Here is a 20611-nt window from a genome sequence, read left to right on the forward strand (position 1 = left end):
GGCTCCTTAAAAGAATATCTCGGCCGCGGGGATCACCTCGCGGGACTTCGCCGTTGATAGGACAAGGTTGCCCTCGGCGTCCACTGTTTCGAACCGGCCAACATGCTCGGTGCGTGTCGTCCGTGCCGTTATCGTTTCACCCAATCGAGCGGCGCGAGACAACCATGCCTCGCGAATGGGCGCAAATCCGTAGGTGGTAAAACTCGCCTCGTGGCGTGCATAGGCAGGGGCCAAAAGGCTCAGAAACTCTTCTCGGGTGACTTGAACGCCGGTTTCACCCGCAAGGCTGACAGGCGCGACCGCGCCGGGTTCGATCTTGGCACCCGTGGGGGCTTCGATCAGGTTCACGCCGATACCGATGGCGATGTGGCCCACCTGCCCGCCAAGCCCCGCACTTTCCAAAAGGATGCCAGCCACCTTGCCACCGTTCAGCAGAACGTCGTTTGGCCATTTCAGCGCTAAACCCGATGGATGCCCAGTGGCGGCAACGAATGCATCATAAAGCGCGAGTGAGGCCACGAAACTGCGCAGCGCCACTTGGGCCGGCGGCTCTGCCGGGCGCATCACCAGAGTTGCCGAGAAATGCCCTTCCGGGTCTGCCCATGCCCTGCCTCGGCGACCGCGTCCTGCGGTTTGCTGATGGGCAAGGATCCATGTTGGTCCCAAAAGGCCCGGAGCAATGCGCCGGGCCTCTTCATTGGTGCTGTCCACGGTGGCCAGAACGCGTCTTTCAACACCATCCGGCCAGTCGGGCCATACGTTATTTGACAAGGGCTTCTGCCGCTGCTGCCGCTGCGCCTTCGATGCCGAAGAAGTTCACAACACCCAGAAGGATGATCGCAGCCGATCCCATCAAAGCGACCCATGCAGCAGGCGACATGTTCATTTCGACCCCGTCGCCTTTTTCGCCAAAGTACATGAAATAGACGATCCGCAGGTAATAGAACGCGCCAATCACAGATGCGATCACACCAGCCACCGCCAACCATGTCAGGCCAGACTGAACGGCGGCAATAAGCACACCATACTTGGCAAAGAAGCCCAGCATTGGCGGCACACCTGCCAGCGAAAACAGCAAGATCAGCATCGCCAGCCCGCGCGTTTTGTCCTCGACCGCGAACTGGTTCAGAGCCGAGATGTCGGCAACCGGGCGACCGTCACGCTCCATCGACATGATGAAGGCAAAGGCGCCGATATTCATGGTCAGGTAAACCGCCATATAAAGAAGCATCGCCTGTACACCATACGCGCTGCCTGCGGCCAGCCCCATCAAGGCAAACCCCATATGGGCAATCGACGAATAGGCCATCAGGCGCTTGACGTTGGTTTGGCCGATGGCGGCAATCGCGCCAAGGAACATCGACAGAACCGACAGCAGCGCAATAATCTGCTGCCAGTCGCCCACGGCCTGCCCGAAAGCATCAAACATGACGCGGGCAAACAGCCCCATCGCCGCCAGTTTTGGCGCGGTGGCAAAGAAAGCGGTCACTGGGGTTGGCGCGCCTTCGTAAACGTCCGGTGTCCACATGTGGAACGGTACAGCCGAGACCTTGAATGCCAAGCCGGCAGTCACGAAGACCAGACCGATCAACAGACCAAGGCCCACGTGACCATCATTCGCAGCCTCAAGGATGCCCGAGAACAAAGTGGTGCCAGAATAGCCGTATGTCAGCGATGCACCGTAAAGCAGCAGTCCCGAGCTGAGCGCGCCCAGCACGAAGTATTTCAGACCCGCCTCGGTCGACTTGACGCTGTCACGGTTCAGAGATGCCACGACATAAAGCGCGAGCGATTGAAGCTCGAGCCCCATGTAAAGCACCATCAGATCACCGGCTGACACCATCACCATCATGCCCACAGTGCCCAAGGTAACCAGGATCGGGTATTCGAACCGCAAAAGGCCGCGGCGCGACATCGTCGCCTCGCCGGCCACCAGAATGGCAGCAGCTGCAAGCAAGATCGCGACTTTGGCAAAGCGTGAATAGGCGTCGTCCAGGAACATGCCGTTGAAAGCGGCATGTGCGCCGTCTCCGCCAGCGACCATCAGCGCGACAACAACCATCACACCACCGGTGACCCATGTCAGCAGCTTGGCCAGCCCATCTTTGCTTGTATAGACCGCACCCAGCAGCGCGACCATCGCATAGACGGACAGGATCAGCTCAGGCAGAGCCGTTTGAATATCAACAGAGCTCATCTTTCGCTCTCCTTAATGCGATGCGGCCTGGGCCATCTCTGCAGCTTCGGCAGGAACGGCGGCGTGGAAATTGGTCAAGAGCGCTTCGACCGACGGGCCGATGATGTCTGTGACCAGCGATGGGTAGATACCCAGTAGCAATGTCATGAAGACGAGCGGTGCGAAGATCATCTTCTCGCGCGCGTCCATGTCGGTGATCGCTTTCAGGCTTTCCTTGATCAGGTCGCCAAAGACGACACGACGGTACAGGTAAAGCGCGTAAGCGGCTGACAGGATCACACCCGAGGTGGCGACCATTGCGACCCAAGTGTTGGCCTTGAACATACCGACCAGCGTCAGGAATTCACCTACAAAGCCCGATGTACCCGGAAGGCCGACATTTGCCATGGTGAAGAACATGAAGATCAGCGCATAGGCTGGCATGCGGTTCACAAGGCCCCCGTAGGCGGAAATGTCGCGTGTGTGCATGCGGTCATAGATGACGCCCACGCACAAGAACAGCGCGCCCGAGATGAAGCCGTGGCTGAGCATCTGGAAGATCGCCCCATCCACACCTTGTTGGTTCAGCGAGAAGATACCAGCGGTTACATAGCCCATGTGGGCTACCGATGAATAAGCGATGAGCTTCTTCATGTCTTCCTGCACCAGTGCAACCAGCGACGTGTAGACAATCGCAATCGCCGACATCCACAAGACGAACGTCGCCATCGTGTCCGCCCCGATCGGGAACATCGGCAAGCTGAAACGAAGGAAGCCGTAGCCGCCCATTTTCAGCAAGATCGCCGCCAGCACGACCGAACCCGCTGTCGGTGCCTGAACGTGTGCGTCCGGCAACCAGGTATGAACCGGCCACATCGGCATTTTCACCGCGAAGCTGGCGAAGAAGGCAAGGAACAGCAGTGTCTGCGCCCCACCGACAATCTGAATACCCAGTAGGCTAAAGCTCTCGGATCCGAACGTATGTTTCATCAACGTCGGGATATCTGTCGTGCCCGCGTCTACATACATGTAGATCATCGCGACCAGCATCAGGACGGACCCAAGGAAGGTATAAAGGAAGAACTTGAACGATGCGTAGATGCGTTCCTTCCCGCCCCAGATCCCAATGATCAGGAACATTGGGATCAGCCCTGCTTCGAAGAACAGATAGAACAGTACCAAATCCAGCGCCATGAACACGCCAAGCATCAGCGTTTCAAGCAGCAGGAAGGCGATCATGTATTCCTTCACGCGGGAGGTCACCCCCCAGCTGGCCCAAATGGTCAGCGGCATCATGAAGGTGGTGAGCATCACAAACAGGACCGAAATCCCGTCGACACCCATCTTGTATTTCAGGCCCATGATCCAGCTGCCCTCTTCCACGAACTGGAAGCCCGTGTCGGCAGGGTCAAAACCCGTCAGCAGAAGAAGCGAGAATAGGAACGTCGCCACAGTTGCCGCCAGCGCAAGCCACTTGGCGTTGCGCGCGGCCGCTTCGTCATCCCCGCGCAGGAAAAGCGCAAGGATCACAGCCGCGACCAGCGGCAGGAATGTAATGATGGAAAGCAGGTTGTTCATTAGTGCGCTCCACCGCTGAAGAGGATCATGATTGTGACCAAGACGACGATGCCAAGGACCATCGCGAAGGCGTAAGAGAAGACGTATCCCGACTGTGCGCGGCCCGCCATTTTGGTAAACCAAGGCACGATGCCCATGGCCACACCGTTCAAGAAGCCGTCAATGACGTTGCCGTCACCGCTTTTCCACAAGAACCGTCCAACGATGAAGGCCGGCTTGACGAACAGGATGTCGTAAAGCTCGTCAAAGTACCATTTGTTGAGCAGGAACCGGTAGACAATCGGGAAGGTCTCGGCCAGCTTTTTGGGCAGGCTGGTGTTCACGATGTAGAACCAGAATGCCATCGCGAAACCGATCAGCATTGCAATGAATGGCGAAACCTTGACCCATTTTGGAGCATGGTGGGCGTCGTCAATCACGTGATTGTCTGGTGCCATGAAGATTGCGCCTTTCGGAGCCTCTCCGTGATGCGCCATCGCCGCATTGCCATGCCCACCATCAGTCATCGCTTCGTCAGTCTTATCAGCATCAGCGTGGCCGTCGGTCGCGGTATCGGCGTGACTGTCTGTCGCCTCGCCATGCCCGTCAGCGGCCTCACCGTGGCCATCATCTGATTTGGCGTGATCGCCTGCCTCAGCATGTGCCTCGATCCCGAAGAAGTGGTTCACCTTGTGGTGATCTCCAAAGAACGCCCCATACCAGATCATCCCGGCAAAGATCGATCCCATCGCCAGCACACCAAGCGGCACCAGCATAACCATCGGGCTTTCATGCGCATGCTCGTGCGTGTGCTTGTCGCCGCGCTGCTTGCCGTAGAAGGTCATGAACATCAAACGCCAGCTGTAAAAGCTGGTGAACAGCGCTGCAATGACCAGCATCCAGAAGGCGTAGCCCCCATTGGTGCCTGCATAAGCGCTTTCGATAATCGCGTCTTTCGACAAGAAACCAGCAAAGCCGATTGCCGTCAGCGGAATACCGACACCGGTGATGGCCAGCGTACCGATCATCATCGCCCAGAAGGTCATGGGTAGCTTTTTGCGAAGGTTACCGTAGTTGCGCATGTCTTGTTCGTGATGCATCCCGTGAATGACCGACCCGGCCCCAAGGAACAACATCGCTTTGAAGAACGCGTGGGTGAACAGGTGGAACATCGCGACCGAGTAGACGCCGACGCCCGCCGCCACAAACATGTAGCCCAGCTGAGACATGGTCGAATACGCAATCACGCGTTTGATGTCGTTTTGAACCAGACCGATGGTCGCGGCGACAAACGCCGTGGTCGCGCCAAGGAAAACGATGAAGTTGGTTGCGGCAGGCGCGTATTCCATCAAGGGCGACATACGGCAGACAAGGAAGACACCGGCGGTGACCATGGTCGCGGCGTGGATCAGCGCCGACACAGGGGTCGGACCTTCCATCGCGTCGGGCAACCAAGTGTGTAGGAACAGCTGCGCTGATTTACCCATCGCGCCGACGAACAGAAGGAAGGCCAACAGATTGGCGGCGTTCCAGTCCGTCCACAGGAAGTGGATCTGCGTCTCTGCCAGCGCGGGTGCGGCGGCGAACACATCGTCAAAGCGGATGCTGTCGGTCATGTAGAAAAGACCGAAGATGCCCAAGGCAAACCCGAAGTCACCAACCCGGTTCACAACGAAGGCTTTGATCGCGGCGGCATTGGCCGACGGTTTCTTATAGTAAAAGCCGATCAGCAAGTAAGACGCGACACCCACGCCTTCCCAGCCAAAGAACATCTGCAGCAGGTTATCCGCCGTCACCAGCATCAGCATGGTGAAGGTAAAGAAGCTGAGATACGCGAAGAAACGCGGACGATAGCTTTCGCCTTTGAACTGCGGATCATCCGCCATGTAGCCCATGGAATACATATGCACGAGGGACGATACCGTCGTCACAACAACCAGCATGATCGAGGTCAGGCGATCCAAACGGATCGACCAGTCAACCGACAAACTGCCCGATTGAACCCAATCCAGGATGTGAATGAACTGCGTCTCGGTCCCGAGCGTGAAGAAGACGATCCAGGACAGGAACGCGGCTGCGAACAACAAAACGGTCGTCAACAACTGCGCGCCCTTATCACCGATAATCCGGTGCCCAAAGCCAGCAATCAGCGCGCCGATCAGAGGCGCAAAGAGGATGAACTGTACCATCTGCCGTTAGCCTTTCATCACATTGACGTCTTCGACAGCAATCGTTCCGCGGTTGCGGAAGAAGCTGACAAGGATCGCCAGACCAATGGCAGCCTCGGCGGCAGCCACGGTTAGTACAAAGAGCGTGAAGACCTGCCCTACCAGATCACCCAGATAGGACGAAAAGGCGACAAGGTTGATGTTCACAGCAAGAAGCATCAGTTCGATCGACATCAGAAGAATGATGATGTTCTTACGGTTCAGGAAGAGCCCGAAAATGCCGATGACGAACAATGCCGCCGCGACCGCGAGATAATGTTCAAGTCCTACCATTTCGTCCCTCGTTCTTGTTTCCCGGTTCCGGGAGCATCGTATTTTTCGTTTTCATCCTGCTGCCCCCGGCGTGTCTGGGTAGTGAAGTTTGCACCCACAATAGAAGTCTGGGCGGTCTTTCTTGGCCAGAGTGGTTTTCCGTGGTGGATATCCCGGAACTGCTGACAACCCAAAATTCCAATCGAAATCCGTCCACATGTAACCTTGCTTGACCGCATAGCTCTTTAAATCGGCTAGGCTTTTACCAGCGGCGAGTTTGAATTTTCCAGAAGAGAATGGGGCGTTCAATTTTGACGGAACCACTTCTGAGCAACTGAAATGGACCGTTTCATCCTCCAAATCGGCTCCAAAGAACGATAACTGTTGCTTGGTCCGGCAGTCAGTTGCGACGGCTTGCTCGAAACCATCTGTTTCAACAACTTGGAACACGATACCATTTCCTAGATCTTTCGCGGCACGACCAATAGTTAGGTCATCCCGGCCACCACCTGTGAACGAACAGTTCTTAAGGTGGTGAACTCGCTCGTTTAAGAGAGGTGTAAGAAAAACAAGCGGACCATAGGTGCACGCCATCGCTACCGAACTTGTCCCAGCTACGAGAGATATGGCGACCAGAACTGCTTTCACGACTATAGCCCCTGCCCCGGTTTCACGTCGATCACTTCCATCGCCTCGGCCGGGTCGCGGTGCATCTGTGCAATCACGTTTTGGCGTTTGACATTGGTGCGGTGGCGCAGGGTCAGGACGATGGCGCCGATCATGGCGACCAGCAGGATCAGACCGGCCAGCTGGAACAACAGGATGTAGTCGGTATAGAGGATCAGGCCCAACGCCTCGGTATTATGAATCTCTTCAATGGCGGGCGTGACGGCCAGCCGGGCTGCGTCTGCGCCATCTGCGAATTGCCATGTGCCGAAGATCGTGCCCAGCTCCATCAACAAGATCACACCGATCAAAAGGGCCAGAGGCAGCGACTTGGCCATCTCGGCTTTCAGCTCGGCAAAATCTACGTCCAGCATCATCACAACGAACAGGAACAAAACCGCGACCGCGCCGACATAGACGATCATGAGCAGCATCGCCACGAACTCGGCGCCCAGAAGGACGAACAATCCGGTGGCCCCGACAAAGGATGTGATCAGCCAAAGGACCGAGTGCACGGGGTTTCTCGCCACGACGGTAAAGAAACCGCCGACCACAGTGGTCAGGGCAAAGAGGTAAAAGGCGAAATCGGCAACGCTCATGCGTCCCCCTCCTGATTATCGTCAAAGACGGCCTGCGCTTCTTCCAGCGCCCGGTTCATTGCCGGAAGGCCACCCAACATGGACATTTGATAGATCACTTCCGCGATCTCTTTCTGCGTCGCACCCGCTTCCAAAGCATGGCGCACCGTCACTTTAATCTGCGGACCGGCTTGCGATCCTGCCGCAACCAGACCTGCCAGACCGACCAACATGCGTGTTTTCGCATCCAGCCCGTCCTTGTTGAAGGCGTTGCCAAACATCATGTCCATCATGTCTTTCGGCATGGTGGGCATAAGCTTATCAAGGCCCTCTGGCACGAACTCCTCCAACGCAGGATTGAACGTGCGCAGCATCGCCGCACCCTGTTCCATCATCTGCATGTATGTTTTGGAGAAGTCGTTCATTTCACATCCTTACCGATACGGCGCATCAAGTTCGAGGTTGCGTGCAATCTCGGCTTCCCAGCGTTCGCCGTTCTCAAGCAGCTTTGCCTTGTCATAGAACAGTTCTTCGCGGGTTTCCGTGGCAAACTCGAAGTTTGGACCTTCGACAATCGCATCCACCGGGCAGGCTTCCTGACAGAAGCCGCAATAAATGCATTTGGTCATGTCGATGTCATAGCGCGTGGTCCGGCGCGAGCCGTCGTCGCGCGGTTCCGCGTCGATGGTGATCGCTTGCGCAGGGCAGATCGCCTCGCACAGTTTGCAAGCGATGCAGCGCTCCTCACCATTCGGGTAACGGCGCAGCGCGTGTTCACCGCGAAAACGTGGGCTTAGCGGGCCCTTCTCGTGCGGGTAGTTCAGCGTCGCTTTGGGCGAAAAGAAGTATTTCAGCCCCAACCCGAACCCTTTGACGAAATCCGCCAGCAGGAAATACTTCGTTGCGCGTGCGTAATCAAAAGCCATCGATCAGCCCCCTACTGCCCAGCGGGCGTAAGTGCCCCAGAATGCCCCGTATTGGGCGAAGAATGCGACCAGAACGACCCAGGCCAGCGACAGTGGAAGGAAGACCTTCCAACCGATGCGCATCAACTGGTCATAGCGATAGCGCGGTGTGATGGCCTTCACCATCGAGAACACGAAGAAGAAGAAGAAAATCTTCGCAAACAGCCACAGGATGCCGTCGGGCAACCATTCCACAGGTGACAACCAGCCGCCGAAGAACAGGATCGAGATCAGTGTACACATCAGAACGATGGCCACGTATTCACCGATCATGAACAACAGGAACGGGGCCGAGGAGTATTCGACCTGATAGCCTGCCACCAGTTCTGACTCTGCCTCGGGCAGGTCAAACGGCGGGCGGTTGGTCTCGGCCAGTGCCGAAATCAGGAACAGGAACACCATCGGGAAATGCGGCAACCAGTACCAGCTAAACAGCCCGCCGCCATCCTGCGCCCGCACAATGTCTCCGAAGTTCATCGAGCCGGTCGTGATGATCACGCCAATGATGATCAAACCGATTGAGACTTCGTAAGAAATCATCTGCGCGGCGGATCGCAATGACCCAAGGAACGGGTATTTCGAGTTCGACGCCCAGCCCCCCATGATCACGCCGTATACCTCAAGCGAGGACACGGCGAAGACAAACAGGATCGCCACGTTGATATCAGCCAGAACCCAGCCATCATTGAAGGGGATCACCGACCAAGCGACCATGGCCAGAACGAAGCTTGCCATTGGGGCCAGGAAGAAGACGAAGCGATCTGCGCCCGCGGGTACCACGATCTCTTTCAAGACGTATTTGATGAAGTCCGCAAAGGACTGCAACACACCAAAAGCGCCAACCACGTTGGGACCTTTGCGCATCTGCACAGCTGCCCAGACCTTACGGTCGAAATAGAGCAAAAAGGCCAGCGCGACCAAAAGTGGGACCACGATCAGCAAACACTGACCAATGATCAAAAGCGCGAGCCCTAAGTTTGTTGTGGTGAAGAATTCATACATATCTCTTCATGCCCTCAGACCGTCGGTATTTCATATTTTCATTCGAATAGAGCGGGTTATCCAAGGCGTTGACCACAACACAGCCAAGGGCCGTCAAGGACGCGCAAACGTCCTGATGCCTTTGGCAAGTGTCCGCAGTTTGGTCAAGCAAGTTCATGTCCCGATCCGTTTCTTTTCTTACTCTGCTGCCAGCTTCGACGACGCGCGCGCGCGTGCCTGAGCGGACAGTTCGGCCATAACCTCTGACGCCCGTGCAATCGGGTTGGTCAGATAGAAATCGCCAATGGTATAGCGGAAGCTGGCAGCCCCCATCTTCTCAAGCGCCAGCGGTTGCCATTCATTGTCGGCCACTTGGTCAACACCGCCCAGAACCGGTGCGGCTTCGACCATCGCGCGGCGCAGACCGGCTTGGCTGTCCCAAGGCAGGGTCGCGTCCAGTTCAGCTGACAGAGCCCGCAAGATCGCCCAGTTTTCCTTGGCCTCACCCGGTGCAAAGTTGGCTCGCAACGCCAGTTGAGGACGCCCTTCGGTGTTCACAAACAACCCACCCTCTTCGGTGTATGCAGCCCCCGGCAGGATCACATCGGCGCGCATCGCACCACGGTCCCCGTGGCTACCTTGGTAGATCACAAACGGGCCATCTGCGATTTCAATCTCATCCGCGCCCATGTTGTAAACAACGTCCGCACCCATCGTGGCGGCTTCCATGCCACCTTCGGTCACGGCGCCCAGATCCATCGCACCCACACGGCCAGCGGCGGTGTGCAGGATCATCAGCTTCGATCCGGTATCCTCGGCCAGTTTCATGGCGTTCGATAGAACCGCCAGACCATCGGCCTCTCGCAAGGCACCCTGCCCAACGATCACAACCGACGGCGCAGCTTTCACGGCGCCGTAATCTTTGCCCACGATGCTGTCCAGCGCCGCACGGTCGGTGCCCACATGCGCATAATCATAGGTCAGGTCTACGGCTTCACCGACCAGACCAACTTCTGCCCCCTTCAACCACGCCTTACGGATACGGGCATTCAGAACCGGGCTTTCAACACGCGGGTTGGTGCCGATCAGTTGGATAAACTTGGCGTCATCGATGTCTTCAATCGATGCAGTGCCGACATAACCCGAACGGTTGCCAATTGGCAGACGCGCATTGTCGGTGCGGCATTCAACATTGCCACCAAGACCTTCGATCAGGGTCTTGAGCGAGAACGCCGCCTCGGCCGATGCCAGATCGCCAACCAGACCGGCGACCTTGCTGGCACCTTTCATGGCGTCCGCGGCCTTGGCCAGCGCTTCGCCCCAAGACGCTTTGCGCAGCTTGCCACCTTCACGAATGTAAGGCACGTCCAGACGTTGACGACGCAGGCCATCCCAAACGAAGCGTGTCTTGTCGGAAATCCATTCCTCGTTCACACCATCATGGTTGCGCGGCAGGATCCGCATAACTTCGCGGCCTTTGGTGTCCACGCGGATGTTTGATCCAAGCGCGTCCATCACGTCGATGGTTTCGGTCTTGGTCAGCTCCCATGGACGGGCGGTGAACGCATAGGGCTTCGAGGTCAGTGCGCCAACCGGACACAGGTCAATGATGTTGCCCTGCAGGTTGCTGTCGAGTGTCTGGTTCAGATAGCTCGTGATCTCGGCGTCTTCACCGCGACCAGTTTGGCCCATCTGCGAGATGCCAGCGATTTCCGAGGTAAACCGAACACAACGCGTGCAGCTGATGCAACGCGTCATCGCCGTCCCCACTAGCGGGCCCAAATCCAGATCATCGACGGCGCGTTTCATTTCCTTGAACCGCGATCCTGACAGACCATAGGCCACCGCCTGATCCTGCAAATCACACTCGCCACCCTGATCGCAAATCGGGCAATCCAGCGGGTGGTTGATCAACATGAACTCCATCACGCCTTCGCGGGCCTTTTTGACCATGGGCGAGTTGGTTTTAACAACAGGCGCCTGTCCTTCCGGACCGGGGCGCAGATCGCGCACTTGCATCGCGCACGATGCCGCCGGCTTGGGGGGACCGCCCACAACTTCGACCAGACACATGCGACAGTTGCCAGCAATCGACAGACGCTCGTGATAGCAGAAACGCGGCACTTCGATCCCGGCCACTTCACAGGCCTGGATCAGCGTCATCGCGCCATCAACTTCAACTTCCATGTCGTCAATGACGATCTTTTTCAGGTCGCTCATCACGGTCCCTTTTTCGTTTCGCGGGCCGGGGTTGTCCCCGATCCCGCACGTGTTTGTCCTAGCCCTCGGTCAGTAACGACCCAGAGAAGGTGCCTTTTTCCATGTTCTCGCGCCCGATGGCGCAATAGCTTTCCTCAACGCCCGGCTTTGCACCGCGCTTTTTCAGCATCGGCTCGGCAATCGCGCGAAACCGATCTTGCTCGGCCTTGCTGTCCACATAGGCCAGTACTTCTTTGGTCGAGTATCCCAAACCAACTGCATGGCTGCGCAGCGCGAACGCTTTGTTCAAAAGGCGAAATTTACGCAGCTTCAGCGACGAGCAACTCTCATCGATCAGATAGGCAATCGAGGCCCCAAGCAGTTCATTGTGCATGCGCTTATCGTCACGCAGTTTTTGATAGTCCGTCGCCGAGGCAATCCCCGAGGTCGCAGCCAGCGCCAATACGGACGCGAGAGTGATCGTACGTAGTTTAATCATGACAGGTCTCCTTTCGTCAGAAAGGAGATGGGGACGCAGGGCATTGTCATGCAATAACAACACGCTGAAACGGGCGCAAAAGCACCTGTTTTCAGTATGTTGTGTTGCATTTCCATCTTCATCACTCTCTTGTGCCTAGCGCGTCGAATTACTCCGCCGCGATGCTGGCTTTACCTTGTTTGTTCACTTGAATACGGTCTTCGATTTCGTCCCGGAAATTGCGGATCAGGCCTTGGATCGGCCATGCAGCCGCGTCACCCAGCGCGCAGATCGTGTGGCCTTCGACTTGCTTCGTCACGTCCCACAACATGTCGATTTCCTCAACTTCGGCCTCACCGCGCATCAGGCGGTCCATGACGCGCATCATCCAGCCGGTACCTTCGCGGCATGGCGTACATTGGCCGCAGCTTTCGTGCTTATAGAATTTCGACAAACGCCAAATCGCTTTGATAATGTCCGTCGATTGATCCATCACGATTACGGCGGCGGTGCCAAGGCCTGACCCAAGCTCGCCACGCAGGTAATCGAAATCCATGATCGCATCGCGCATGTTTTCGCCGCGCACGCAAGGCACGGACGAGCCACCGGGGATCACGGCTTTCAGGTTGTCCCAACCGCCACGAATGCCGCCGCAATGCTTCTCGATCAGTTCCTCGAACGTGATCGACATTGCCTCTTCCACCACGCATGGGTTGTTCACGTGCCCCGAAATACCAAAGAGCTTGGTGCCGGCGTTGTTCGGACGACCAAAACCCGCAAACCACTCGGGCCCGCGACGCAGGATCGTCGGCACGACAGCGATGGATTCAACGTTGTTCACAGTTGTCGGGCAGCCATAAAGACCCGCACCCGCCGGGAATGGCGGCTTCATGCGCGGCATGCCCTTTTTGCCCTCAAGGCTTTCCAAAAGCGCGGTCTCTTCACCACAGATATAGGCGCCGGCCCCGTGATGCAGGAACAGGTCGAAATCCCAACCGGATTTCGCAGCGTTCTTGCCCAGAAGGCCCGCGTCATAACATTCGTCAATCGCCGCCTGAAGCGCTTCGCGCTCGCGAATGTATTCGCCGCGCAGATAGATATAGCAGGTGTTGGCGTTCATCGCGAAGGACGCGATCAGCGCGCCTTCGATCAGCGTATGCGGATCATGGCGCATAATCTCGCGGTCTTTACAGGTGCCGGGCTCAGACTCGTCAGCGTTGATCACCAGATAGGCCGGGCGACCGTCGCTTTCTTTCGGCATGAAGGACCATTTCAGACCGGTCGGGAAACCCGCACCACCACGACCACGCAGACCCGAGGCTTTCATCTGTTCGATGATCCAGTCACGGCCCTTTTTGATGATCCCGGCTGTGCCATCCCAATGGCCACGATGTTTCGCGCCCGAAAGGGTGCGGTCGTGCATGCCGTAAAGGTTGGTAAAGATCCGGTCTTTATCCTGCAGCATTCGCTCTTATCCTTCATCCGTCCGGCGCTTACGCCAGATCCGATACGTTACCACCAGGCCAAACAAGAACCCGGCCAGGGCCAGCAGATCCACCAGCGCCATGGTCCTGTTGGACCAATCGAGGCTTCTGCCAATCCATGAGCCACCGACCCACAGCGCACCGGTGAACGCAATGACAAGACCTGCCAAGCGCCCTTCCCGCTGAATGCTGTTTTTGGGATCGGTGTGCATCGTTTTCGTCATCCTTTAGTAGACTTCGCCCTTCTTGACCTTTTTCGAAAACGCAGTTTCCCCGCCTTCGGCCAAGGTCTTGGCTTGTTCCACCCAGCCGTCACGTTCGATCCGGCCTTTGAAGCTTAGGTTATCGTCCACCCACATGATTTCGTCCGGGCCCCATTTGGCGACCTGATCGAAATGCCAGAAGCCAAGACCGTTAAGCGTCTGTTCCAACTTAGGACCAACGCCTTTCAGTTGCTTCAAATCGTCCGCACCCGACTTGCGTGCAGCCTTCATGGTGCGCGGTTTCTTGGGCTTCCCAGTAGGCGCCGCAGGTTTAGCAGCTGCTTTCGCCGCAGGTTTTGTTGCTTTCGCTGCGGGTTTTGCAGCCTTTGCCGCTGGTTTCTTCGCTGCGGCTTTCTTCGCGGCAGGCTTTTTCGCGGTGGGCTTAGCCGCCGGTTTCGCCGCTGCCGGCTTGGGGGCTTCCTTTACAGGCGCGGGCGTCTCGGCGGCCGTGGCAGCATCTAAAGCCGAAGCTGGCATCGAAGCTGCCGCTGCTGGAGTGCTTTCCGACGCTGCCGATGTCGACGCGCTTGCGGATGATGCAGCGGCGGCGGTGGCTACACCTGCACCTGCGATGGCGGCACCCGTTGACGCGCTTGATCCTTCGGCGACGTCAGCGCAGAAGTTCTTTTTCAAGAACCAAGCCACGCCGAACATAACGATCAGGCCTACAATCAATGCGAGGATGAAGTGAAAGCCAAGCCGCCCTTGTGCCAGCAGCAATGCTGCAAAGCCCAATAAAGCGCCGATGATCCAGCACATCCTGTTACACGTGAAAAATCCGGTATTGTTACTCATTGTCCCTATCCCTGTTGCTGATGTTGGACACACTTATCGGGCGCACAGGTGCGGTGGCATTTCGCTGCCTTTTCATACACTTATGATCAATACGACCCGTCAACATACCTGGAACCTAGTAGACCTCGCCTTTCTTAACTTTCTTCGAGAACGCGGTTTGACCGCCTTCCGCCAGAACTTTGGCTTGCTCTACCCAGCCGTCACGCTCAATCCGGCCCTTAAAGGACAGTTGATCGTCAACCCAGGCAATCTCGTCCGCGCCCCATTTGGCAACCTGGTCGAAATGCCAGAAGCCAAGGCCGTTCAGGACGCCTTCCAGCTTCGGGCCTACGCCCTTGAGCTGTTTCAGGTCATCCGCGCCCGATTTACGGGCGGCCTTCATGGTGCGAGGTTTTTTCGCTTTGCCGGTGGCGGCGGGGGCCGCTGCGGCTTTCGTGGTTTTTGCTGGTGCCTTCGCCGCAGCTTTTTTCGGGGCCGCCTTCTTGGCCTTTTGCTGGTTCGCAGGCTTTCCGCTGGCCGCAGGCTTGGGCGGTGTCGCTTTGCCGCTGGTGGCGTTTTTGCCCAACCAAGGTGTCAACAATGGCACTTCGGTTCCGTCGATACGCTTGACCGTATCGCCGATATCCGTGGCCAGCTGTGCGCTTACGTTGTATTGCGTTTTACCGCTGTCATATTCTTTCAAGCTGGTCAGCCCGGACAGAGGCTCTGACGCGTAACGACCATTTTGCGGGCCTGGAGTAGGCACTTTGCCCGCCGCCAAGTCGTCCAACAGTTTGCCAAGGCTCTCTGCCGTCAGGTCTTCGTAATAATCTTTGCCGATTTGCGCCATAGGCGCGTTGGTGCAGGCGCCAAGGCATTCAACCTCTTCCCAGCTGAACTTGCCATCAGCCGAGACCACATGCGGCTTGTCCGAGATCTTGTCGCGGCAAACAGCAATCAAGTCTTCCGCGCCGCAGATCATGCAGGACGTGGTACCACAAATCTGGATATGCGCCACAGTTCCAACGGGTTGCAGTTGGAACATGAAGTAGAACGAGGCCACTTCGAGCACACGGATATCCGCCATGCCCAGCATGTCGGCAATATGCTCAATCGCTGGCTTGGTCAGCCAACCTTCCTGTTCCTGCGCGCGCCACAACAGCGGGATCACAGCCGAGGCCTGACGCCCCTCAGGATATTTCGTAATCTGCCCTTCCGCCCACGCTTGGTTGGCGGGTGTGAAAGCGAAGCTTTCGGGCTGTTCATGATGTAGACGGCGGAGCATTAGCGGTCGATCTCCCCAAACACGACGTCCATGGTGCCGATGATGGCGGCAACGTCGGCCAGTTGGTGGCCACCGGCCACATGGTCCATAGCTTGAAGGTGCAAAAAGCCCGGAGCGCGGATTTTGGCGCGGTAGGGTTTGTTTGACCCGTCCGACACCAGATAGACGCCGAACTCGCCTTTGGGCGCTTCAACAGCCGCGTAGACTTCGCCTTCGGGCAGTTTGAAACCTTCGGTGTAGAGTTTGAAGTGGTGGATCAAGCTCTCCATCGAGCGCTTCATATCCCCACGTGACGGCGGTGACAGCTTGCCACGCGCCATGACATCGCCCTGCCCTTCAGGTGCACGCAGCTTGGCAATCGCCTGATGCATGATCGACAGCGATTGGCGCATCTCTTCCATACGAACGAGATAACGGTCATAGCAGTCGCCGTTCTTGCCAACCGGGATTTGGAAGTCAAACTCATCATAGCATTCATAGGGCTGCGCGCGGCGCAGATCCCATGCCAGACCCGATCCACGCACCATCACGCCAGAGAACCCCCAGTTCAGGATATCCTCTTCCGTGACGACGCCAATGTCAGCGTTACGTTGCTTGAAAATACGGTTCTCGGTCAGCAGCCCGTCGATATCATCCAGCTTGGCCGGAAATTCGTGTGCCCAAGTCTCAATATCGTCAATAAGCTCGGGTGGCAGGTCTTGGTGAACACCGCCGGGGCGGAAATAGGCGGCGTGCAAACGCGCACCACAGGCGCGTTCGTAGAAGATCATCAACTTCTCGCGCTCTTCAAATCCCCAAAGTGGTGGAGTCAGCGCGCCGACATCCATTGCCTGCGTGGTGACATTCAGAAGGTGGTTCAGAATGCGGCCAATCTCTGAATACAAAACCCGGATCAGCGACCCGCGGCGTGGCACTTCAATTCCAGCCAGCTTCTCAATCGCCAGACACCAAGCATGTTCTTGGTTCATCGGTGCCACATAGTCCAACCGGTCGAAATACGGCAGGTTTTGCAGATAGGTGCGGCTTTCCATCAGCTTTTCGGTGCCACGGTGCAAAAGGCCGATATGCGGGTCGGCGCGCTCGACAATCTCGCCATCAAGCTCCAACACCATCCGAAGCACGCCGTGGGCGGCAGGGTGTTGTGGGCCAAAGTTGATGTTGAAATTGCGGATCTTCTGTTCGCCGGTCAGGGCGTCGTTGAAGTCCTTGGATCCGTCCATCATGCGCTCACCATCTTCTGGGTCCATTCCGATGGAAGCTCACCCATGAACTTCTCAACGAAATTGTATTGCGGTTTCAGTATTGCCTGTAGCTGGGCACGTTGGCCCATAGGCAGATCGGCCTTCGCACTTTGATGCACGACACGGTCAAACGATGCGGGCTGGGGTGTGATCCCCAGAAACGCGCAAAGACGTTCGATGGCGTCGGGCGTGAACAGCCGTTCGTAGTATTCGATATGCAGAGCGTCACGCGGGATGGCGCGGCTAAGCCGGTTCAACGTGCGGCGATAGTTCGAGCGATCAAGGATATTGTTCGCCGTTCCTGCCAGCACGCCGTCAATCTTGGCTTGAAGCGCGTCTTGCCCTTCATTCCCAGCAACCATGCGGATATTCGACCAGATACGTTCCACCGGATCGCGCATCAGGTAGACAAAGCGCACCTTGTCGGTCAGCCCGGACATGGCCGCAAGCGTCTTTTCCTTCAGCAAACCATAGGCCGGAGTGAAATCACCAATCACGCGCGCCTTCGAACCACCTTTACGCAGATACGCCAGATAAGCCACATCATCACGTGTTTGTCCGTCAAACGTCGCAAGCCAGCGCTTCAGATCAGCAACAAGCTGCTTTTGATAGGCCATCGGACGGGCGTCAGTGGCATCGGCCACGTCCGCACGCGCACGTTCCAGCCTGGCCTCGGCATCCTTGCGAAGCCAAGCCGCATCGTGGCCTTCAAGCGCATCAAAGTAATGCAATTCCTTCACCGCCGGGAAGTGGCATTCCCGGTGACCATAGAGGTAATCGAACAGCCAGCTTGTGCCAGCCTTCGTCGCCCCAAGGCAGAATATGAAGGTTTGCTTGCTCATCTGGCTCAGCCCTTGGCCTCATCAGATTTTTCGTCACCGGGCAGGATATAGTTGGCCCCTTCCCATGGAGACATAAAGTCAAACTGGCGATAGTCCTGCGTCAGAGATACAGGCTCGTATACAACGCGTTTCTCGACTTCATCATAACGCACTTCGGTGTAGCCCGTTGTCGGGAAATCCTTACGAAGCGGGTGACCGCGAAAACCATAGTCGGTCAGAATGCGGCGCAGGTCCGGATGACCTGAAAACAGGATACCGAACATGTCAAAGACTTCGCGCTCGAACCAACCGGCTGAGGGATGAACCTCGGTGATCGACGGCACCATGTCGTCTTCGCGCACAGCCACTTTGATGCGGATACGCTGGTTCGTGTACATCGACAGGAAGTGATAGACCAAATCGAAGCGCTCTTCGCGCGACGGGTAGTCGACCGCAGTAATATCAACCAATGACGAGAATTTGCAGGCCTTATCGGTCTTCAGGAACTCGATAAAAGACGGAATGCCCGACAGCGGGACCGAGACGGTCAACTCGCCATAAGCAATTTCCCAGCTTAGCACGCAATCGGCACGTTTGGCTTCCAGCAGGGCACCGAGTTCGTTTAGGGCGTCGCTCATCCTTACCTCACAATCGTGCCGGTGCGGCGAATTTTGCGTTGCAGTTGCAGGATACCGTAGACCAGAGCCTCTGCGGTGGGTGGGCAGCCGGGTACATAGATGTCGACCGGAACGATCCGGTCACAGCCACGCACAACCGAATAGGAATAGTGATAGTATCCGCCACCGTTCGCACATGACCCCATCGAGATCACGTAGCGCGGATCGGGCATCTGGTCGTAAACCTTGCGCAACGCAGGCGCCATTTTGTTGGTCAGCGTACCAGCTACAATCATCACGTCCGATTGACGTGGGGAGGCGCGCGGTGCGACGCCGTAGCGTTCAAGGTCATAGCGCGGCATGGAGGCGTGCATCATTTCGACCGCACAACACGCCAGACCAAAGGTCATCCAGTGCAGGGACCCAGTGCGTGCCCAGTTGATGATGTCATCGGTGGTCGTCAGCAGAAAGCCTTTGTCGGCCAACTGATCATTCAACATGCGCGTGCCGTGTTCGCGATCACCGCCGGCGGTGTTGGCTCCAGTCATCACTCCCATTCGAGCGCTCCCTTTTTCCACTCATACGCAAAGCCGATGGTCAAAACGGCAAGGAACACCATCATTGACCAAAACCCAACCAGCCCAATGTCCTTAAATGCGACGGCCCAAGGGAATAGGAAGGCGATCTCGAGATCGAAGATGATGAACAGGATCGACACCAGATAAAACCGGACGTCGAACTTCATCCGCGCATCGTCAAAGGCATTGAAGCCACATTCATAAGCGCTGAGTTTTTCCGGGTCTGGATTGCGGACCGCAAGCACCACGGCAGCAAGGATCAGAACAAGTCCGATAACAATTGCCAGTCCTAGGAAAATGATGATGGGGAGATATTCTCTGAGAAGGTCTTCCACGTGTGGCTCCTTTTAAGCGGTAAACCGCCTTTCGCTAGCTCATTGCGGTTTACCGTTAGGGGGGGGCAGGGTCAACCAAGAGCCGGTCGCATTCGTGTTTTTGAATTTATCGGTTTGCCTTTACCAAAGACCGACCTCAGAGCCATATTTTCAAGGCTTTGAGCGCCAAAGTTTCGTTTTGCAACCGCAGAATGATCCGTCCAATGAACGCAAAAATCGTCTGAATTTTACCGCGGGATCACAAATTTTCCACATCTCGTGTTCCGAAAAAGAGACTCACCGCCTTGAAATCAGCGGCGTGACTTCTACAGGCTGGCATTGAACCGGTTCGTCGGGCTCTACCCTCTGGCTCACGCCCAGTCTGGTCTGCGCTTTTCAAAGAAGGCGGCGATGCCCTCTTGCGCCTCGGCGCTTTCCCATCGCGCGACAAGTCCCGCAATGGTGTCGTCGATGATCGTCTCGGTGATCGGTGGTCCCAAGCGCCGGGCCAAGGCTTTGGCTTCGGCCACAGCACCGGGCGCAGTGGCCAGATAGGGCACCACTTCAACCTCCACCGCAGCATCCAGATCTTCGGGCGCAACGGCCTTCGCCAACAAACCCAGTGTCACAGCCTCTTCGGCCTCAAAGATGCGGGCCGACATGAAGACACGCCGCGCCATTGCCTCGCCCAATCGGGCCAGTACATAGGGGCCAATGGTGGCTGGGATCAAACCCAGCCGCGTCTCGGTCAGGCCAAACTTTGCACCAGTCACACCGATGGCCACATCAGCCACAGACGCGATGCCAACACCACCGCCAAACGCCTGCCCTTGAACTCGCGCGATCAGAGGTTTTGGCATTTCATTCAAGGCATTCAGCATCATCGCAAGCTTCTTGGCCTCGGCCCCGCGTGTCACAGGATCTGCGGCCATCTGGTCCTGCATCCAACGCAAATCACCACCAGCGCAGAAGCTCTTGCCCGCGCCAGTCAGGATCACCACACGCACGGCCTCATCCGCGCCCAGGGTATGGGCTGCGTCTGTCAGCTCCTCGATCATCTGGGCTGACATCGCGTTGTGCTTATCGGCGCGGTCCAATAGCAGCGTCGCCACGCCGCGGTCGTCCAAATTGATGGAAATAGTCTCGTAGGCCAT

22 protein-coding genes are annotated in these 20611 nt (G+C 56.9%); all 22 read right to left on the reverse strand.

Features of this window, described 5'->3' with window-relative positions:
* Positions 1-6: 6 nt before the first annotated feature.
* Positions 7-771, reverse strand: a complete 765-nt coding sequence (locus V6N04_RS05390) for a biotin--[acetyl-CoA-carboxylase] ligase (RefSeq protein ID WP_371169102.1) — start codon at positions 769-771, stop codon at positions 7-9.
* Entirely contained in the window at positions 761-2197 is a 1437-nt protein-coding gene (gene nuoN, locus V6N04_RS05395; protein WP_371169103.1) for an NADH-quinone oxidoreductase subunit NuoN, read from the reverse strand. The genes V6N04_RS05390 and nuoN overlap by 11 nt, the downstream gene beginning before the upstream one ends.
* Positions 2198-2209: 12 nt before the next feature.
* On the reverse strand, positions 2210-3754 hold the full coding sequence (locus V6N04_RS05400) for an NADH-quinone oxidoreductase subunit M (protein WP_371169104.1): 1545 nt from the start codon (positions 3752-3754) through the stop codon (positions 2210-2212).
* On the reverse strand, positions 3754-5922 hold the full coding sequence (gene nuoL / locus V6N04_RS05405) for an NADH-quinone oxidoreductase subunit L (RefSeq protein ID WP_371169105.1): 2169 nt from the start codon (positions 5920-5922) through the stop codon (positions 3754-3756). Before nuoL ends, V6N04_RS05400 begins: the two co-directional genes overlap by 1 nt.
* A 6-nt stretch (positions 5923-5928) precedes the next feature.
* Positions 5929-6234 (reverse strand): NADH-quinone oxidoreductase subunit NuoK, encoded by a 306-nt coding sequence (gene nuoK, locus V6N04_RS05410; RefSeq protein ID WP_371169106.1) that lies wholly within the window; start codon positions 6232-6234, stop codon positions 5929-5931.
* Between the two features lie 51 nt (positions 6235-6285).
* Positions 6286-6861 (reverse strand): hypothetical protein, encoded by a 576-nt coding sequence (locus tag V6N04_RS05415; RefSeq protein ID WP_371169107.1) that lies wholly within the window; start codon positions 6859-6861, stop codon positions 6286-6288.
* A 2-nt stretch (positions 6862-6863) separates the two neighbouring features.
* The gene (locus V6N04_RS05420; RefSeq protein WP_371169108.1) at positions 6864-7478 is read right to left on the reverse strand and encodes an NADH-quinone oxidoreductase subunit J; all 615 of its coding nucleotides are present in this window, start codon (positions 7476-7478) and stop codon (positions 6864-6866) included.
* Positions 7475-7882: a carboxymuconolactone decarboxylase family protein gene (locus V6N04_RS05425; protein WP_371169109.1), complete on the reverse strand. Its 408-nt coding sequence runs from the start codon at positions 7880-7882 to the stop codon at positions 7475-7477. The genes V6N04_RS05420 and V6N04_RS05425 overlap by 4 nt, the downstream gene beginning before the upstream one ends.
* 9 nt (positions 7883-7891) lie before the next feature.
* Positions 7892-8383: an NADH-quinone oxidoreductase subunit NuoI gene (nuoI, locus tag V6N04_RS05430; RefSeq protein ID WP_371169110.1), complete on the reverse strand. Its 492-nt coding sequence runs from the start codon at positions 8381-8383 to the stop codon at positions 7892-7894.
* A 3-nt stretch (positions 8384-8386) separates the two neighbouring features.
* The gene (nuoH, locus tag V6N04_RS05435) at positions 8387-9424 is read right to left on the reverse strand and encodes an NADH-quinone oxidoreductase subunit NuoH (protein WP_371169111.1); all 1038 of its coding nucleotides are present in this window, start codon (positions 9422-9424) and stop codon (positions 8387-8389) included.
* Positions 9425-9601: 177 nt separating this feature from the next.
* Positions 9602-11623, reverse strand: a complete 2022-nt coding sequence (gene nuoG / locus V6N04_RS05440) for an NADH-quinone oxidoreductase subunit NuoG (RefSeq protein WP_371169112.1) — start codon at positions 11621-11623, stop codon at positions 9602-9604.
* A 58-nt stretch (positions 11624-11681) separates the two neighbouring features.
* The gene (locus V6N04_RS05445; protein ID WP_371169113.1) at positions 11682-12101 is read right to left on the reverse strand and encodes a DUF5333 domain-containing protein; all 420 of its coding nucleotides are present in this window, start codon (positions 12099-12101) and stop codon (positions 11682-11684) included.
* A 148-nt stretch (positions 12102-12249) separates the two neighbouring features.
* The gene (nuoF, locus tag V6N04_RS05450; RefSeq protein ID WP_371169114.1) at positions 12250-13545 is read right to left on the reverse strand and encodes an NADH-quinone oxidoreductase subunit NuoF; all 1296 of its coding nucleotides are present in this window, start codon (positions 13543-13545) and stop codon (positions 12250-12252) included.
* Between the two features lie 6 nt (positions 13546-13551).
* Positions 13552-13776 (reverse strand): DUF5337 domain-containing protein, encoded by a 225-nt coding sequence (locus tag V6N04_RS05455; protein ID WP_371169115.1) that lies wholly within the window; start codon positions 13774-13776, stop codon positions 13552-13554.
* Positions 13777-13791: 15 nt separating this feature from the next.
* Entirely contained in the window at positions 13792-14622 is an 831-nt protein-coding gene (locus V6N04_RS05460) for an NADH:quinone oxidoreductase (protein ID WP_371169116.1), read from the reverse strand.
* Between the two features lie 115 nt (positions 14623-14737).
* A complete protein-coding gene (locus V6N04_RS05465; RefSeq protein ID WP_371169117.1) occupies positions 14738-15886 on the reverse strand; it encodes an NADH-quinone oxidoreductase subunit E in 1149 nt (382 codons plus the stop codon).
* Positions 15886-17106 carry an NADH-quinone oxidoreductase subunit D gene (locus V6N04_RS05470; RefSeq protein ID WP_371169174.1) on the reverse strand — a complete coding sequence of 407 codons (1221 nt, stop codon included), beginning with the start codon at positions 17104-17106 and terminating at the stop codon, positions 15886-15888. The genes V6N04_RS05465 and V6N04_RS05470 overlap by 1 nt, the downstream gene beginning before the upstream one ends.
* A complete protein-coding gene (locus V6N04_RS05475) occupies positions 17106-17969 on the reverse strand; it encodes a sulfotransferase (RefSeq protein WP_371169118.1) in 864 nt (287 codons plus the stop codon). Before V6N04_RS05475 ends, V6N04_RS05470 begins: the two co-directional genes overlap by 1 nt.
* Before the next feature lie 5 nt (positions 17970-17974).
* Positions 17975-18586 carry an NADH-quinone oxidoreductase subunit C gene (locus V6N04_RS05480; RefSeq protein WP_371169119.1) on the reverse strand — a complete coding sequence of 204 codons (612 nt, stop codon included), beginning with the start codon at positions 18584-18586 and terminating at the stop codon, positions 17975-17977.
* A 2-nt stretch (positions 18587-18588) separates the two neighbouring features.
* Complete coding sequence (locus tag V6N04_RS05485; RefSeq protein WP_371169120.1) at positions 18589-19122, reverse strand: NuoB/complex I 20 kDa subunit family protein; 534 nt, start codon at positions 19120-19122, stop codon at positions 18589-18591.
* A complete protein-coding gene (locus V6N04_RS05490; RefSeq protein ID WP_371169121.1) occupies positions 19113-19478 on the reverse strand; it encodes an NADH-quinone oxidoreductase subunit A in 366 nt (121 codons plus the stop codon). The genes V6N04_RS05485 and V6N04_RS05490 overlap by 10 nt, the downstream gene beginning before the upstream one ends.
* A gap of 350 nt (positions 19479-19828) precedes the next feature.
* Positions 19829-20611 (reverse strand): crotonase/enoyl-CoA hydratase family protein, encoded by a 783-nt coding sequence (locus V6N04_RS05495; RefSeq protein ID WP_371169122.1) that lies wholly within the window; start codon positions 20609-20611, stop codon positions 19829-19831.

The sequence above is a fragment of the Aliiroseovarius conchicola genome, from assembly GCF_041403445.1.
GTDB classification, from domain to species: Bacteria; Pseudomonadota; Alphaproteobacteria; order Rhodobacterales; family Rhodobacteraceae; genus Aliiroseovarius; species Aliiroseovarius conchicola.